Origin of the sequence: Actinosynnema sp. ALI-1.44 (genome assembly GCF_001984155.1) — a bacterium.
GTDB lineage: Bacteria > Actinomycetota > Actinomycetes > Mycobacteriales > Pseudonocardiaceae > Kibdelosporangium.
Genome location: NZ_MTQO01000054.1, coordinates 1,173,025 through 1,188,737, shown reverse-complemented (window position 1 = coordinate 1,188,737; position 15,713 = coordinate 1,173,025). Strand labels below are relative to the sequence as shown.

Annotated in this window: 14 protein-coding genes and 4 tRNA genes; 10 read left to right on the top strand and 8 right to left on the bottom strand. The window is 67.2% G+C overall.

What is annotated here, in order from left to right; translation table 11 throughout:
• Positions 1–133 precede the first annotated feature (133 nt).
• Complete coding sequence (locus tag ALI144C_RS52295; RefSeq protein ID WP_076994690.1) at positions 134–1,189, bottom strand: hypothetical protein; 1,056 nt, start codon at positions 1,187–1,189, stop codon at positions 134–136.
• Positions 1,190–1,740: 551 nt separating this feature from the next.
• Here ALI144C_RS52295 and ALI144C_RS52285 point away from each other — a divergent pair.
• Genes ALI144C_RS52285 through ALI144C_RS52275 form a run of 3 tightly spaced genes read left to right on the top strand, consistent with a single transcriptional unit; the run spans position 1,741 to position 5,209 of the window.
• On the top strand, positions 1,741–2,817 hold the full coding sequence (locus ALI144C_RS52285) for a hypothetical protein (RefSeq protein WP_076994688.1): 1,077 nt from the start codon (positions 1,741–1,743) through the stop codon (positions 2,815–2,817).
• Positions 2,814–4,013: a TRM11 family SAM-dependent methyltransferase gene (locus tag ALI144C_RS52280; protein WP_193441298.1), complete on the top strand. Its 1,200-nt coding sequence runs from the start codon at positions 2,814–2,816 to the stop codon at positions 4,011–4,013. Before ALI144C_RS52285 ends, ALI144C_RS52280 begins: the two co-directional genes overlap by 4 nt.
• The gene (locus ALI144C_RS52275; protein ID WP_083754124.1) at positions 4,010–5,209 is read left to right on the top strand and encodes a DNA cytosine methyltransferase; all 1,200 of its coding nucleotides are present in this window, start codon (positions 4,010–4,012) and stop codon (positions 5,207–5,209) included. The genes ALI144C_RS52280 and ALI144C_RS52275 overlap by 4 nt, the downstream gene beginning before the upstream one ends.
• An 11-nt stretch (positions 5,210–5,220) precedes the next feature.
• Here the strand turns inward: ALI144C_RS52275 and ALI144C_RS52270 are convergent, their stop codons facing one another.
• Both ALI144C_RS52270 and ALI144C_RS58250 read right to left on the bottom strand, forming a co-directional pair.
• Positions 5,221–5,448 (bottom strand): hypothetical protein, encoded by a 228-nt coding sequence (locus ALI144C_RS52270; protein ID WP_076994687.1) that lies wholly within the window; start codon positions 5,446–5,448, stop codon positions 5,221–5,223.
• A 30-nt stretch (positions 5,449–5,478) separates the two neighbouring features.
• Positions 5,479–6,318, bottom strand: a complete 840-nt coding sequence (locus tag ALI144C_RS58250; protein ID WP_237774722.1) for a hypothetical protein — start codon at positions 6,316–6,318, stop codon at positions 5,479–5,481.
• A 188-nt stretch (positions 6,319–6,506) separates the two neighbouring features.
• Between ALI144C_RS58250 and ALI144C_RS52255 the strand changes: the two genes are divergently transcribed.
• The 3 genes from ALI144C_RS52255 to ALI144C_RS52245 all read left to right on the top strand — a co-directional run bounded on the left by ALI144C_RS52255 (position 6,507) and on the right by ALI144C_RS52245 (position 8,894).
• Entirely contained in the window at positions 6,507–7,205 is a 699-nt protein-coding gene (locus tag ALI144C_RS52255) for a recombinase family protein (protein WP_076994686.1), read from the top strand.
• A gap of 6 nt (positions 7,206–7,211) precedes the next feature.
• The gene (locus ALI144C_RS55105; protein ID WP_143231436.1) at positions 7,212–7,547 is read left to right on the top strand and encodes a helix-turn-helix domain-containing protein; all 336 of its coding nucleotides are present in this window, start codon (positions 7,212–7,214) and stop codon (positions 7,545–7,547) included.
• Between the two features lie 129 nt (positions 7,548–7,676).
• Positions 7,677–8,894, top strand: coding sequence for a tyrosine-type recombinase/integrase (locus ALI144C_RS52245; protein WP_076994685.1), 1,218 nt, complete (start codon positions 7,677–7,679; stop codon positions 8,892–8,894).
• Position 8,895: 1 nt separating this feature from the next.
• On the opposite strand, the gene ALI144C_RS52240 is transcribed toward ALI144C_RS52245, so the two are convergent.
• The 4 genes from ALI144C_RS52240 to ALI144C_RS52225 all read right to left on the bottom strand — a co-directional run bounded on the left by ALI144C_RS52240 (position 8,896) and on the right by ALI144C_RS52225 (position 9,698).
• Positions 8,896–8,970: transfer RNA gene (locus tag ALI144C_RS52240), tRNA-Val, on the bottom strand.
• Between the two features lies 1 nt (position 8,971).
• Positions 8,972–9,043: transfer RNA gene (locus ALI144C_RS52235), tRNA-Cys, on the bottom strand.
• Positions 9,044–9,093: 50 nt separating this feature from the next.
• Positions 9,094–9,166: transfer RNA gene (locus ALI144C_RS52230), tRNA-Gly, on the bottom strand.
• Positions 9,167–9,272: 106 nt separating this feature from the next.
• Positions 9,273–9,698 (bottom strand): SsgA family sporulation/cell division regulator, encoded by a 426-nt coding sequence (locus tag ALI144C_RS52225; RefSeq protein ID WP_033393736.1) that lies wholly within the window; start codon positions 9,696–9,698, stop codon positions 9,273–9,275.
• Between the two features lie 342 nt (positions 9,699–10,040).
• Here ALI144C_RS52225 and ALI144C_RS52220 point away from each other — a divergent pair.
• The 4 genes from ALI144C_RS52220 to ALI144C_RS52205 all read left to right on the top strand — a co-directional run bounded on the left by ALI144C_RS52220 (position 10,041) and on the right by ALI144C_RS52205 (position 15,075).
• Positions 10,041–10,115 (top strand) — tRNA-Val (locus ALI144C_RS52220).
• A gap of 304 nt (positions 10,116–10,419) precedes the next feature.
• Positions 10,420–13,254: a CBM35 domain-containing protein gene (locus ALI144C_RS52215; protein ID WP_076994929.1), complete on the top strand. Its 2,835-nt coding sequence runs from the start codon at positions 10,420–10,422 to the stop codon at positions 13,252–13,254.
• A 387-nt stretch (positions 13,255–13,641) separates the two neighbouring features.
• Positions 13,642–13,923: a protein-tyrosine phosphatase family protein gene (locus ALI144C_RS57040; protein WP_202819245.1), complete on the top strand. Its 282-nt coding sequence runs from the start codon at positions 13,642–13,644 to the stop codon at positions 13,921–13,923.
• 42 nt (positions 13,924–13,965) lie between these two features.
• Complete coding sequence (locus ALI144C_RS52205; RefSeq protein ID WP_076994684.1) at positions 13,966–15,075, top strand: hypothetical protein; 1,110 nt, start codon at positions 13,966–13,968, stop codon at positions 15,073–15,075.
• Here the strand turns inward: ALI144C_RS52205 and ALI144C_RS52200 are convergent.
• Positions 15,066–15,572: a D-alanyl-D-alanine carboxypeptidase gene (locus ALI144C_RS52200; protein WP_076994683.1), complete on the bottom strand. Its 507-nt coding sequence runs from the start codon at positions 15,570–15,572 to the stop codon at positions 15,066–15,068. The genes ALI144C_RS52205 and ALI144C_RS52200 overlap by 10 nt on opposite strands.
• Between the last annotated feature and the right edge of the window lie 141 nt (positions 15,573–15,713).

The window sequence follows — 15,713 nt, the reverse complement described above, 5'->3', positions numbered from 1 at the left end:
CTGCACGGCTGAGAGATGCAGGAGTTCGCTCGCGGGACTCGGCGAGCCGCCACGAGAGGGTGGGTGACGGGTCCGCAGCGAGGCCGACGGTCGCCGATGCGGCGGCCGTGCCGGCGGCGGACGGGCGAAGGGATCAGGCGCATCGCGGCACCTCCGGAGTCGTGCTCGACAACCGCCGGGGTGTTGCGGTCGAGCGGTCGAGCGAGGTGGTGTGCGCGGGAGCGGCTGGGGTCCTCCCGCAGCCCTCGACTCCGGATTCAGGGGCGTTTTTCCAGACGCGTGACCGAACCGTGACCGACGACTTTCCGTCGATCCTGGTCACCATGCGTGACTTTCGGGCTGCCCGATGCGGCGCTCTGGCGATCTTGTTCGCGGCGTCGGTGACGGTAGTCGCGTTCACCGCGCGGATCTCCACGTCGCGCTCGCGGCGGTCGGCGGGGTCGTCGTGCGGCGCCTGGTCGGTGAGCCAGGCGAGCAGGCGTGCTTCGGCGTGGCTGCGGACCCAGTGCAGGGCGGTGACCTTGACGCCACGGTCGGCGGCGGCGGCGGTGAGCGTGGTGTCCTCGAGGCGGGTGGAGCCGATCAGTTCGGCCTCGTCGCCGGTGATCGCTCCGTCGGCCACGGCGCGGGCGAGGACGAAGTCCGGATGTCCCCACGGCGGGGTGGGTTCGCTGGAGTGGAAGTCCTCGTCGGTGGGCATCGGGCGGTCGAGCGCGTCGCGGATGAACAGGTGTCCCGCGCGCAGCCCGGCGCAGCGCAGCCGCCACATGACCCACGGCCGGGCGAGGTCGATGGTGGCCAGCTCGGAGAGGAAGCCGGTCAGGATCGCGGCGTGGATGTCGCGGTGGTCGTCGGCGTAGGGCGCTGACAACTCGGCGGCGATGGCGAACAGCGCGGGCAGCGCGACGCCGACGCACGCGACGGTCCAGGTGCCGCCTTCGTCGCGGGAGCGGGTGACCAGGTGGACCCAGATCGGGTCCACGGTCGACATCGGGAGGTTGGCGTCGAGCAGTAGGTCCCGCAGTTCGTCCAAGGGCACCCGGCGCCGGGGAAGACCGGGGAAGCGCCAGCCTTCGATCGAGACCGGGCTCGGCCCGGTGACCAACCACTCGAACGCCGTGCGTGCGGAATCCAGCGGCAGAGAATCACGCTCGAATGGCGTGCGGTGAGATATGCGATTCGGGGCCATGTCGGCTCCTTTGCGTGGTCGGAGAAACATCGACCAGGCAAGGAAGCCAAATCAGGTCCACCAAAACGCCACGAAACCGCCACCAAACGACTTCCAAAACGCCACCGACGATCTTGGAGGCACGGTCTCGGCCGCAACAAAGATCAAATACCGTCTACAACGGGGCGCCGTCGAAGCGGCCCATCAAGATCATATAATGATCATCTGAAGTAGGCTTCTAGCTGGCATAACATAATTTTGTGGCGTTTTGGTGGCGATCCGGTAATAGGTTGAGAAGGCCGGGTCCACGGTGTCGCAGTTCGCGACCGCCTCCACCTTGGCAGTCGTCGAGAAAGTGAGGGCGACGGCGACCGCACGGCGAGCCCCCGAGGGTGACTCCACGCGGGCGTACATGCGCGATCCTTGTGCGCGTTCTTCGTCTGTGTCAATGGAATATTGGTTGATAAATATTAGATAACAGCACTGGAAAAGTGGGTCGTTTTTCGGAGTCGGGGGGTGTCACAGGGCGCCACGGATCGCGGCGCGCATCCCACCGGTACTGCGAGGATTCCATGACCCAGGCCGACCACTCCGCGAACCGCGGACCGAAGCGGCGCGGCGACACCACCCGCCCGGCGAGCACCCGCACAGGCTCCCGCCGCGGCGGCGACCGCCGCCCGTATCCGACCGCGTCGACCACCACCCGGGTCAGCCCCGCCAAGCCCGGCTCCGCGAGTATCCGCTCACGGACACGCGGGTCGGCCACGACGCCGACTCCGGCGACGGTCTGGACGGCCGGCCCGGCTCCGATCGACCTCGGCACGGCCTGGCCGCAACCGATCCTTGGCAAGATCGTCAGCTCGTTCAGCAAGCCCGGCAGCAGGGTCGCGCTCCTGGCCTGGCCGACCGAAGACGGCCACGCGCGACTGGTTCCAGTCGGCGCGGACGCAGTGATCGACCATGCCCCGGCAACCGAGCCGGACCACGCGCTAGCCGAGGCACTCGCCGCCGTCGAGGGGCTCGACCGGACCGGCCGCGTGGTGCGCGTCGCGGCGGACCCGACCACAACCGGTCCCGGAGCGCGACCGTTCTGGGCCGACCTCATCGGCGACTCCGACCACTCCGCTGCGCCCGTCTACCCGCCGTCCGGTTCGGACGTTAGCGACGGCCTCCTGGACGGTGCCGAGGACGGCCCGGCGGACACGGATCTGATCATCACGAGCCTGCGTCCCGAGGACGGCGGCGACCAGTCCAGCGACCTGGTGGCGTTGGTCGCGGCCCGGTTGCTGCGGGTCGGCGGGATCCTCGTCGTGCTTACCCACTGTGACTGGCCTGCGGGTGAGCTGATCGACCCGACCGGGGCGGTCGTGGCCTCAGCGCAGAACGCCGACCTGCTCTACCTCCAGCACATCGTGGCCCTGCACACGCCGGTGCGCGGCGGACGGTTCGCCGCCGAATCCCTCTCCGAACCCGGCGGCCCGGATGCCGGGAACGAGGCACGCGCTCGTCGCCGCGCGGCCGTGCGCGGGCTGCCCGAGCCTCATCGGCGCATCCACTCCGACGTCCTGGTCTTCGCCCAGCCACACGACTACGAGCCGCCCCGCCTGAACCCGGCTCACGCGGCGCTCGACAGCGGAGTCATCCGATGACCGCCGCCCAGACACCCCACCCCACCCGGTCCGGACACCACCGCCAGAAAGGCACGCACGTGGCCGACAACCACTTCCCACGCGCCCTGTTCGACACCGCCGCCACCCCGGCTCGGACCTACGCGGAGAACCCGGTGGACGGACCGACCCTGCGTATCCCGCGCGCGCTCATCGACGACCTCGACGGCACCACAGGCACACCGCCCGAGGGTGCCACCGACGACTCGGCGGGCGACGTGGCGGTGTCGGTGTGGACCACCGCGCAGACCGCCCCCGCGACACAGCGCAAGGGCCGCTACGTCGCCGAGTCGACCGCGCACCCGGCCAAGATGCTGCCCGCCGTCGCCGCGTACGCGATCGCCCACTACACGCGACCGGGTGACTTGGTGCTCGACCCGATGTGCGGCATCGGCACCACGCTCGTCGAGGCACTGCACGCCGGGCGCCGCGCGGTCGGCATCGAGTACGAGCCGCACTGGGTCGACGTCGCCCACGCCAACCTCGCACTCGCCCACAGCGCCGGAATCGACCACGACGGCCGAGTGTTCCACGGCGACGCCCGCCAGATCGCCTCACTCCTGCCACCGCAGTACCTCGGACAGGCGGCGCTGGTGGTCACCTCACCGCCGTACGGTCCATCCACGCACGGGCAAGTGTCGGTCGCGCCGGGTGCGGGGGTGCAGAAGTACCATCACCTCTACGGCAACACCCTCGACCGCGGGAACCTCGCCAACATCGGCCATCACCGGCTGCTGGCCGGGTTCACCCGCATCCTCGCCGGGCTGGTGCCGTTCCTGCGGCCGGGCGGGCGCATCGCCATCACCATCCGGCCCTGGCGCGAGCACGCCGAACTGATCGACCTGCCCTCGCAGATCCTCGCTTGCGGACTGCACGCCGGCCTGATCCCGGTCGAACGCTGTGTCGCGTTGCTGGCGCGCGCCGCGGAGCACGACCTCGTCGCGCGCGGCAGCTTCTTCCAGCGCGACTTCATCCGCAAACAGCGCGAAGCCGGGCTGCCGCTGCACCTGATCGCACACGAGGACGTGCTCGTTTTCCGCACCGTCCTTTCTCGCCACAGTTCGAGGGCAACGGCCGGCGCCGGCTCCGACGTCCGCAGGCGACCCGCACCCGCCTGCCTGCCACGGATCCCCCGACACACCACCGACGGTGGCCAGGTATCCCGGCGGGCCGCATGAGCACCCGGCCACGCCGCACCCCACCTCGGTCGGGGCGCGACTCCGCCTCCGCCCTCGTCGCCGTCACCACGGCGGCGGGGGCGGTGCGGGCGGCCACCGCTCAAACCGTGCCGGACAAAGCACGGCAGAACGTCTCGCTCAGCGCGAGCCCTGCACCGGTCGTCGGGTCGGTGTGCACCGGCTACCTCGGACTGGATCTCGGTGTGCTCGCCGCGCTCGGCGGCGGACGCATCGCCTGGTGCGCCGACCCCTACCCGCACATCGCCCACATCCTCGCCACCCGGCTGCCAGGCGTGCCCAACCTCGGCGACGTCCGCGCCATCAACTGGACCGCGGTAGAGCCAGTCGACGTGCTCACCGTCGGGTTCCCCTGCCAAGACATCTCCGCCGCCGGGCGGCGCGCGGGCATCGAGAACGGAGCACGCAGTGGCCTTTGGACCGACATCATGGTCGGCGTTCGCCTACTACGACCCGCGCTGCTCGTCGTGGAGAACGTCGCCGCGCTTCGCTGGAAAAACGGTGGTCTCCACCGTGTACTCGGCGACCTGGCCGAAGCAGGGTATGACGCGCTCTGGCGTAGCGTCCGCGCCGCCGACATCGGCGCGGCACACCGCCTCGAACGAGTGTTCCTGCTCGCCTGGCCCCGAGCCGGTGCCACCGACGACACAAACCGAGATGCTGTCGACACCAACCGCGCACGACGGCTCCTCCAACGGCATCTCGGCGACCAGCCGACAAGGCGGCCCGTCGCTGCTGGACCAGCTGCGACTGCTGCCGACACCAACCGCCTCGGACGCGAAGAACTGCACGCACCGGACACAGAGCGGTGGGCCGTCGCTGCCCGACCAGGCGCGGCTGCCGACGCCGATGGCATCGGACATCGGCACGCCGGGGCGTCGGGCGGGAGCCGGGTTCGGACCGTCACTGTCACAGCAGGTGCTCCCGGTGGTCAATCCCGAGACGTTCCTGCCAACGCCGCGAGCGACCGACGGGACCAAGGGCTGCCCGGCACAACGCGGCTCCAAAGGAGACCTAATGCTGCCCTCGAAGGTGACCGCGAAGCGTTGACGGCGCTGGCCGAGCGCCTTGCCAGGGTCCCCACGCCCGCCGGGCCGACACCTGAGGAACTCGGGGCGGACCGGGCGTTCATCGAGCTCACTGCCGTCCAGGACAGCATCACCGGAGGACGACCATGAATGCCCAGTCGCTACTCGGGTTCGTGCGCGAACACGCCCTCGCCGTCGCTGCCGCCGAGCAGGAAGGTGAACCGGGCGAGGTCCGCACGGAGCTCAACGATGTCGTAAGCGCGACCTCCGACGAAAGTACTCAGCGACTCGCCGAGCCGAGCCGCGTCAATAGCAAGCCAGTCATGCACGAACCGCAGCAGCTCGGTCAGCTCGGTCGCGTCGCTGGTGTCCAGGTTCACCGCGGGCATGAGGAGATCTCACCACCTGCGCAACGCTCGTCACCATGGCGTCCCGCCCAGGCTAGGTGGTCCGCTGTCGACCACGATCAACTTGTCCAGCGAGTAGGCGTCCACGTCTGGGTTCAGCCACGACTCGCCCCGCCGGGCACGATGGAACCTGAAGGTCCCACTCGTGCTGTTCGCACCGACGATGCACCGCACAGCGACAGGTTCGGGCAGCGCGCGGACAAGCCGGACCACCTCCAGGGCAAAGCCCAGCCCATGACGCAGCATCAAGACCTGGTCCGCCTCGGAGATGACCGGCTCACCGTCCTCCAGCGATCCGACGTGGACGGGCACCACGTCATCCAGGTGGAAGCTGCTCGTGGCGCACTCCCAGCCGGTCAGATCCGGGCCGCCCGAGCGGGGCGCCTCAACTTGATCGGCGTGCCTGGCGAAGGCCAAGGCCGCGCCATGCCGAACAACACCCTCGGCCACCAACTCGCGCAGCTGCGGCGCCAACTCCGCCACGGGCACAGCGACCCCCGGCCCTGCCTGCCCAAGAGCTGCGACCGCCAACTCGTTCATCCGAACATTCAGCACGGCCCGCAGCGTGCCAGCACCCACCCAACCGACGCACGCGAATACTCGGCCGCGGCTGACCGTTACCGGATATTCGCAATAACTTGCCCATTCCACGGCAACGCCGGCTGGCGCTGGATCCGCGACCACGACCCCGACAGCTGGGCCGAGGCCGTCGAGTTCGACAAGGCCATCCGCGACGGCTACCCACACGCCACGAGACAAGGCCAACAACTGCGCGGACAGTACTTCCTGCACCGGGCTTGTCAGCCACTCGACGAAGTCGACCTCGACCCACCAGTTCCCGGCAAACGTCACCTGCGGCTGATCTCCGCGAGTCCGGTGGAGGAGGACGACCCGGACGGCTGTTCGCCGTGGTCACGCCGATCCGGCACGCCAGTCACCGCGGAGCGTGCGGGCGTGCACTCGGCCACAAGCGCAACAGCAGCACGCGCGCAGAACTCGCCCGCGGCGTAGCCCCGCCGTCACGGAATTGGAGAACCGCCATGCCCTCGAACACCACCGCGCAGGATCAGTCCGGCGACCGTAATCCGCGTCGGGCTGCGACCGCCGGTCGCCAGACTTTCAGGCAGCGCCTCACGGCGATGGGCGCCCGGCTGTTCGGATCCGCGACAGAGCCGGACACAGCCAAGGCCACGCCCTCACGGCGCGTCCAGAAACACGTATTGCGCGACTACCACGCCGCGAACCTCGCAGCGGCCCGCACCGCGTCCGAAGAACTGGTGCACGCCGGTTTCCACACCGGAGACGTGCCCTACGGCTACCGCGCGCAACGCGCACGAGTCTGCCCGACCGGTGGATCGCCACGGTGGCGAACCCGCTTGAGCATCGAGCCTGTCGAGGCATCCACCGTGCAGATGATCTTCCTGTGGCGTGCGACCGAACGCCTGCCCATCAAGGACATTCGCCGACGTCTCACCGTCGCCAGATACCCAGCACCGTTGGATCGACACACGGGCCATCCCGGCATGTGGACCGAAGCAATCGTGCGGGCAATCGTGCGCAACCCGAAGTACCTCGGCCACCAGGTCTGGGGACGTACCCACCACGGCATACAAGTGCCGCGATCAGAGTGGGTGTGGTCAGACACCTGGGCGCATCCGCCCGTGGTCACCCTCGAACAGTTCACCAACGCCAACCGGCACTCCCGGCCACTGGCAGCACTGCGGCCGGGTAACGAGTAGACCGCCATGACCACGCCATCTTTCCCTTCGCCCCAGGCAGTCGATCACGCCACGGACGGGGCCGACACTGTCACAGCCCAGCCTGACGACGCGGCGGGCACTGCAGGCCCCGATTCGGGTCAACTGTTGTTCACGCCAGCACAGGCCGCCACCGTCCTACAGGTGCGGGAGTCGTGGCTACGTCGACGTGCGGCCGAACGCCGAGTTCCCTGCACGTTTCTGGGCAAGCACTTGCGCTTCTCCCGCGCGGACCTGGAAGCGATCGTCGCTGAGGCACAGAGACCCCCAGCCGTGGCACACCCGCGAACACGCCGCAGCGCTGCACCTCCACGACAGAGCTGACTAAATCTCGCTTCGCTGCAAGAGATCTATGTAAACGGGTGACCACATACCGCTGGCGCTTTTCACCGAAACGAGCGTGAATACCCGCTGCCCGAACAACGGACCACTGTCCGCAAAGGAGACTCCACAGTGGCATGGATAGAACGACACGGCGGCGGCTTCCGAGTCCGCTACCGACTCGACGACCAGACCATCATGACCGAACCCGGCTTCGACACCAGACCCGCAGCCCAAGACCGCATCGACGACCTCAACTACGAGCAGCGCCGCGGCACCTGGGTCGACCCCCGCGCCAACCAAACGCTACTCGGCGACTGGGTCACCACCTGGTCCGCCGCCCACGACGTCAGCGAAGGCACCTGGGCCAAGTACAACTCCCACCTGGAAAACCACATCCTGCCCAAATTCGGCGACACCGCCATCGGCGACATCCAACGCCTGGCAGTCAAAGGCTGGGTCAAGTCGTTGCGCCGCAAACTCGCCGAGGCGACCGTCGCCGATGTCGTCACGATCCTCTCGATGATCCTCGGCGAGGCAGTGGAGGAAGACCTCATCACCGCCAACCCATGCCGGAAACTCCGGATCAACCGAGATGGCGGCCCGGAACGGCCACATGCCGCAGGCTGGCAAGTCGTGCGCATCGCCGAACGCTGCCGCCGCCGAGAAGATTGGCTACTGATCATTACCGCCGCCTACACCGGCATGCGCTGGGGCGAACTCGCCGCCCTGCAACGAATCAATCTTCACTTCGACGAACCGAGGATCATCGTGGACCCCGACGAAGGCGCCCTGCACGAGGTACGCGGCAAACTCATCCTCGGACCACCCAAGACCGCAGCCAGCGTCCGAACCATCCACCTGCCACCATTCCTGGCCGAACTGCTACGCCAGCACCTCAGCAGCCAGGACCACCGATTCGTATTCACCGGCGCCGACGGTGGCCTGCTCCGGCGCTCGAACTTCCGCAACCGCGTCTGGCTCCCCGCCGTTGAAGGCTCCAAGCGTCGAGGATGGGCACCGCTGTTCCCCGGGCTGCACTTCCATGACCTGCGCCACACCCAGAAAACCTGGCTGATCGAGGATGGCGTTCCCGAGGTAGCACAAGCCGCCAGACTAGGACACCGGGTGCCCGGCGTGCGGGGAATCTACTCACACGTCAGCCAAGCCATGATCGACCACCTGTTGGCCGGACTTCAGCGTCGGTGGGAGCAAACTGGGAGCACCGGACCAGCGAACACTACCGAGACAGAAAAGGGTTCAAGATCATTTGCTCCCAATCTGCTCCCAGAACAGCAAAACGGCCTGTCAGTGATGATCACCGACAGGCCGTCTGACCAGTGTATATAACTGGTGGGCGATACTGGGATTGAACCAGTGACCCCTACCGTGTCAAGGTAGTGCTCTCCCACTGAGCTAATCGCCCGAGGCGCAGGCGGGAATCGAACCCGCGTACAGGGCTTTGCAGGCCCTTGCCTAAGCCACTCGGCCACTGCGCCAGTTCCTGCCTACTTCTCAGGAGTCCGGCCGGCCCGAGGGGCCGACGCCGAGCGGACGACGGGACTCGAACCCGCGACCCTCACCTTGGCAAGGTGATGCGCTACCAGCTGCGCTACGTCCGCCTGCCCCAGCTTCGTTCCGGGCGCTTGGCCCGTCTCGGTGGTGCGTGAAGAACTTTATCCGACCCTCAAAACGAGTTTCAAACGGGGGGTCGTTTTCACCGTTTGCTCAGGTCAGGTCGTTGGAGATCAAGTGCGTCAGCGCCTCGTCGACGTTGACCCATGTGTGCTCGTTGCCCGGCACCACCACGTCGTAGGTTCTGTCGAGGAAGTCCGCCAGCTCCTGCGCGGAGGCTTCGAAGACCGCGTGTCCCGATGGTGAGCTCAGCTCGATCACCACCACTTCCGGGTCGTCGACCGCGGGCCTGATCCGCACGTCACCGTCCCCCGCTTCGGCGATCAGCCCGTCAGCGAGCAGGTCACGCGCGAACACCCATTCCACCCAGCCTGCCCGGCCTGTGCGGAACGCCGCGACGACCGCGTACGGGTCGCGGGTGTCATAGCGCAGCTCGACCTTCACCGGCACCGCCGGCGTGCGTGGCGCAAGCAGGTCGAAGACCGCCGTTGAGCGGAGCGTCACGTGATCGTTGCGCATCGTGGCTACCCTTCTTCTCCCTTCCCAGCCATGGAACGACTGAGTCCCAGTCCCGTGACGCCGCAGTTCCGCCCTTCGATGGCATTCGGTCGATCTTCACCCGCCCGGGCCCCAGTTCGACACTATGCGATCGAGCGACTCCGCCCTGTAATCACCTGATGGACCTACGGGTACATAGTGCTGGGTTCTGCCTGAACTTGGTAGCGCCAATGCGTGAATCTTCTGTCGGATGTTCGCCCTCCCACTCCACGCTCCCCCGACATCCGCTGGTCAGGGCGCAGATCGGGGGGTGGTTACATTCCGGTTGAAGGCTCCTGTAAGCTTTGTCTCTGTCAGGCCAGCGGGTGATTAGCTCAGCGGGAGAGCGCTCCGTTCACACCGGAGAGGTCACTGGTTCGATCCCAGTATTGCCCACCAGGCTTTCGAAAGGCCCGGTTCCCAGTTTCACCAGGGGAACCGGGCCTTTCGCTCGTTGAGACATCCTTTGTGGACGCGAGCCCGAGGCTTTCATGCCTGTGCCGATCATCACCTTCGTTTCGTCGCCGCGCGCCGCTCAAGCACGACTCATCGGATGTAATCGTCTACATTTCGGCTTGTTGCACCTTGACGACGGGTTATCGGGCAGGTTTGATCGGATGTCTGAGGGGTGACCCGGGAGGGCTGAGTCTTGCAACGACGCATCCGAACCATCCTGCTGAGCGTGCTCGTCATCTTGCTCGCGATGATCACGCCCACCGCGAACGCCGAGGTCGAACACCCGAGACAGCAGTGGTTACGCGCGTCGACCGCCGGGCTCTTCCTGCACTGGGGCATGTTCACCGCGCCGAAGCACCTGGACTGCGCGGAGTGGGAGCGGGACGTGACCGGCGGTGGCTGGACGCCGGACTACTGGGTCGACGAGGCCCGCAAACTGGGCGCCTCCTACATCGTGTTGGCGACTTTCCACAGCAGACTGGGTTACGCGAAGCCGTGGCCGAGCAGCATTCCCGGCAGTTGCGGTACCCAACGCGACATGCTGGGCGAACTGGTGAAAGCGGGCAAAGCCAAGGACGTCAGGATCATCCTCTACATGACCGACGACCCGCAGTGGCACAGCGAGCAGGGCAAGCAGATGCTCGACTCGGCCGCGTACTCCGCCTACAAGGGTCAGCAGGTCGACCTGACGACCCGGCGCGGGTTCGGGATGTACAGCTACGACCTGTTCTTCGAGGTCATGCGGAACTACGCGGACCTCGCCGGGTTCTGGATCGACAACGACAACGAGTACTGGGAGCAGAACAAGCTCTACGAACAGATCCGGCAGCTGCGGCCGTCCTGGTTGCTGAGCAACAACAACGAGGACACGCCGATCATGGACACGGTCAGCAACGAGCAGAAGACCGGCATGACACCGTCCTACGACTACCCCCAGGCGGCGTGGACGTCGATGCCCCGGCTGGTCGAGGCCGACTACAAGCTGCCAACCACGGGTGACTGGTGGTACGACGGCAAGGACCACCCTGTCGACTTCCGGTTGTCCACTGGGCGGTACATCACCAACGCGGGTTCGTCGATGAAGTCGTTGATGGCCGAGACCCCGATGGTGAACGGGAAGTTCCCGCCCGGCCAGGAGAAGTACAACAACTTCATGGCCGAGTGGGTGCCGCCGATTCGGGATTCCCTGCACGGCACCGAAGGCGGCGGTTACCTGTACGGCGGCATGCAGCCGGGATTCTGGAACGACGGCGCGCACGGCGTGATCACGGTCAAACCGGGCGCGACCACGCAGTACGTCCACGTCGTGACCAAACCGAGCACGAACACGCTCCGCCTGCGGGACAACGGGTACTGGGTGACCGGTGTCACCAACGTCCGGACCGGCGAACGCCTCAGGTTCAACCAGGCCGGCGGGTACCTGACGATCCTGGACATCCGCGACTGGGACACCTACGACACCGTGTTCAAGGTGGACACGCCGGTGCGGAGCGGCTACTACAAGGACGTCGGCGCAACCGCGAGCTCCACCAAGAACGGCTTCCCTGCGGGCAACCTGACGGATGGAAACCACGAGACCTACTGGGACGCCGACGACAAGCTCCCGGTCAGCGTCACGCTCGACCTCAAGCAGCGCAAGCACGCGACCCACCTCGCGGTGAACCAGCGCGAGTGGTCGCCCACGTACGCACGGGTTTCGTTCGGGCGCCCGGAGGATTCCGCGCGGATCAAGGACTACGCCGTGTCCATCAGCGACGACGGGGTGCGGTGGACGCAGGTCCGGACCGGGGCGATGCCGAGCGCGCGGGGCACCCAGTTCATCGACATCGGCCAGCAGACCACCCGGTACATCAAGCTGGACGTGCTGAACACGTGGAGCGGCCCGCAGGCGCCCCGCTACTTCGGCGAACTGCAGATCGACGAGATCAAGGTAGGACACGGGTATCCGCTGTCCCCGTGGTCTCAGACCCCGTGGGAAGCCGAACACACCAGCCTGAACGGCGTCGCACGGCCGCAGCTCTGCTGGGCGTGCTCGGGGTCGGTGCAGGTGGTGGGGCTCGGCGGCGGTGCGCGCAACTCCTTGACCTACAAGAACGTCACTGTCCCGGCAGCCGGTGATTACAAGCTGGAGCTGAACACGACATCCGCCCAGGCGACCTCGCTCACAGCGACGGTGAACGGTGGCACGCCGACCACCGTCGCGCTGCCCGCCGACCGTGCGGATGTGCCCATGAAGACAGCGGTTTCCGTACCGCTGAAGGCAGGCGCGAACACCATCACGCTGCACAGCAACGACTCACGAGGCCCGGGAGTGGACCGGATCGCGGTGTCCCAGCTGCCACCAGCGTCCTACACGCCGACGACCACGATGACGGTCACGCCCCACGGCGTCCAGTGGATCGGCCCGGACCAGCAGGCGATCAAGGTGACCGCGAAGCTGCGGCTGGACGTCGACGACCCGATCACCGGCGTCGAACTCAAGCCCGCCGCACCGGCGGGCTGGACCGTGCACGGCGCGCCCGCGACCACCCAGACGCTCCGGCTCGGGCAAGTGCTGAGCGGCGAATGGACACTGACCGCACCCGCGCAGGTCCAGGCAGTGACCGCGCCGGTGACCGCTTCGTTCCAGGTCCTTGGCCGGGCCAAGCAGGTCACCACCGGTGTGGACGTCAGGCCGCGCCCGGCGGACCGGGTGTTCATGCGGGAGGCTGAGGACTCCACCAACGAGTTCGGCAGCACCGGCCTGAGCGGCTGCGGCGCTTGTTCGGGCGGTGAGAAGGTGCGCAACATCGGTGGTTCGCCGGACGCACTGGTGCGGTTCGACAATGTCACTGTGGACAGCGCGGGCCAGTACACGCTCCACATCGACTTCACGGTCAACGGGCCACGATCGTTCTTCGTCTCGGTCAACGGCGGCGCCCCGACCGAGGTCAAGGTCGACGGAGTCGGCAACAACACACCGTATTCCACATCGGTTCCCGTGACGCTGACCGCCGGAGCCAACAGCATCACGTTCGCCAACGACCAGTCCGGTGCGCCGGATTTGGACCGGATCTCGCTGGCTGTGGGAACTCGGGGGTGAACGGGCGCGTTCACGGCTCATGACCCTAGGCCGTGTCTCGAAGTCCCCGGTCGATGAGAGTCGGGATCGGGGCGGTTCCTGACGTCGCCGCCGGAAGGCCGGAATACTGGTTGTCTTTTGGCTTTTCGGCGGTGGCGTCAGGGACCGCATCCGGCCCGGCTATCGCGGCCGGGGGCTTTGAGACACGGCACAGAGGAGACCGTGTGCGTACGCGCCAGAAGGACCGGGACGTCCCGGCACCGGGATCACCGTGGAACCGGATCAGACTCGGGCTGTGGATGGGTGGGCACTACTGGACCGACGAGTCGGGCGAGTTACAGCCCGCCGTCGTCCGCGACGAGTTCGATCTGGTGATCAGTCTCCACAACAGAGACGGGCACGGTCCCGTTGAGCGCCGACCAGCTCGACACGGTCCAGCAACTGGCCGACACAGCCTTGCTCGCGGTCGAACACGGCCGCAACGTGCTGGTCCGGTGTCATTCCGGGTACAACCGCTCTGGTCTGGTGGTCGCGCAGACACTGATCGGACTGGGGTACGACGCGCCCGCCGCGATCGATCTGGTCCGCAGCAGGCGTTCGCCGTGGGCGTTGAACAACAGGGTGTTCACGCAGTACCTGGAGGCCGGGCTGGGTGTCGCCCAGCTGCTGGTCGGCCTCGACGCCCCGTAAAGGAGTTTCACGGACGCCCCGACCACGGTAAGAACAGCACACATGGGACGCGCGCTGGTCAATTTCTTCTACTGCCATCCGGTCGGGCACGCGGTGGAGGCGCTGTACTACGCCAACGGTCATCACGCGGCGAACCCGGACATGGAGTTCGCGGTCGCCCTGAACGCGGCGACCGCGGTCGAGCTGGCCGACTTCTGTCCGTTCATCTCGGCGAAGTACGCCGTCGACCACCCGCTTCTGGAGAGCTGCGCGGATTCCGCGCAACGGGTCGCGCACCTGCCGAGGCAGTGGGACTGGGTGATCGACGAATCCCGCCGCTACCAGGACTTCCAGCTGCAGCTGTTCCCCGGCCTGAAGGACTACTACGACGCCACCGACAAGCACCTGCTCCCGAAGCATCCCAGGACCGTCGTCACCAGCCCGAAGGTCGGCTACCTGCGGCGACAGCAGCTGCGTCTCGTACTTCCCGACGAGGCTCGGTCGACGTCCGGGCAACGGACCATCACGATCATGCCGGGCGGGTCGAGCGAACCCGAGTTGTACCCCTCGGTCGAGTCATGGCTGATGATCATGGACGCGCTCACCGAGGCGTACCCGGACGCCCGGCTGGTCCTGGTCGGCAAGCTGGCGCGCACCGACCGGACCTCGACCACGCTCACCGAGACGGATCTCGCGCGGCTGCTCGCGCACCGGTCCGGGCCGGTGAACTGCTTCGACCGCGGCCTCACCGAGCAGTTGGCGACGGTCGAGGCGAGCGATGTCTTCGTGTCGCCGCACACCGGTTTCGGGATGGCCGTGCTCGCGGTCGGCACGCCGTGGCTCGCGCTGTCCGGTGGGCGGTGGTTCGAGTTCTTCTTCAACGGTGTGCCGTTCCGGTCGATCATCCCCGACACCGACCGGTTCCCGAGCTACACGACGTTCGGCTCGCTGCCGGTGATCGACAGCGATGACGGCCCGCGGACGCCGAGCATGACCAAGGAACGGTTCCGGGCGGATCTCGACCGGATCGTGGCCGCGGCGGGCGAACTGCGGGACGGAACAGTGAGTTACGAACAGTGCTTGAGCGAGTACTTCCCCGCTTTGCTGGACGCCAACGGTGGTGACAAGTCGCGGCTCTGGTCGATCGACGCCGTGCACCTGGACTACCTGTAGGCGTGGACGGCGCCCGGGTACGGCAGTCGCGCGGGGCGGTGCAGCCGGTACTCGAAGTGCCACCATTCGTTGTCGTACGTGCGGTACAGGTTGTAGCGCGCACCGTTCTCCTCCAGCCAACGGGCTCCTTCCACCGGCCGGACGTCCATCGCGACGCCACGCACGTGCGGGGATTCCGCCGGGTGCAGGGCTCTCGGCAGACCGGGCCGTTGCAGGTCCGCGACGTAGATCCGGTGTTGTTCGGCGGCGTCGCGGTGACCGGAGGTGAGTCCGATCAGCTGGCCGTCACGCCAGAACGCCTCGGTACGAGCCGTGGTGAACGCGGCGTGCGCGGCCAAGGTAAGGCCACGCAGGTCCTCGGCGGGGTAGCGGATGCCCAACGCCCACTGGCACGCGACGTGCCTGGCGTGTCCGGGTGCGTGCAGGTGGGCCAATGGCAGCAGGCACCTCGCAAGCGTTTTCGTAGCCGCCGCCATCAGCCAATCTCGTGTGGTCATGGCATCCACTGTCGACGGACAGTGTCGTTGTCCCTTGCGCAGTGTGTAACAGCTGTGTACTGGCGGGGCTGTGACACAACCATGACATCGCGCGGACGGCGCCGGGATGTGCGCCGGGCACCATCGTGGGGGTGGACAGGC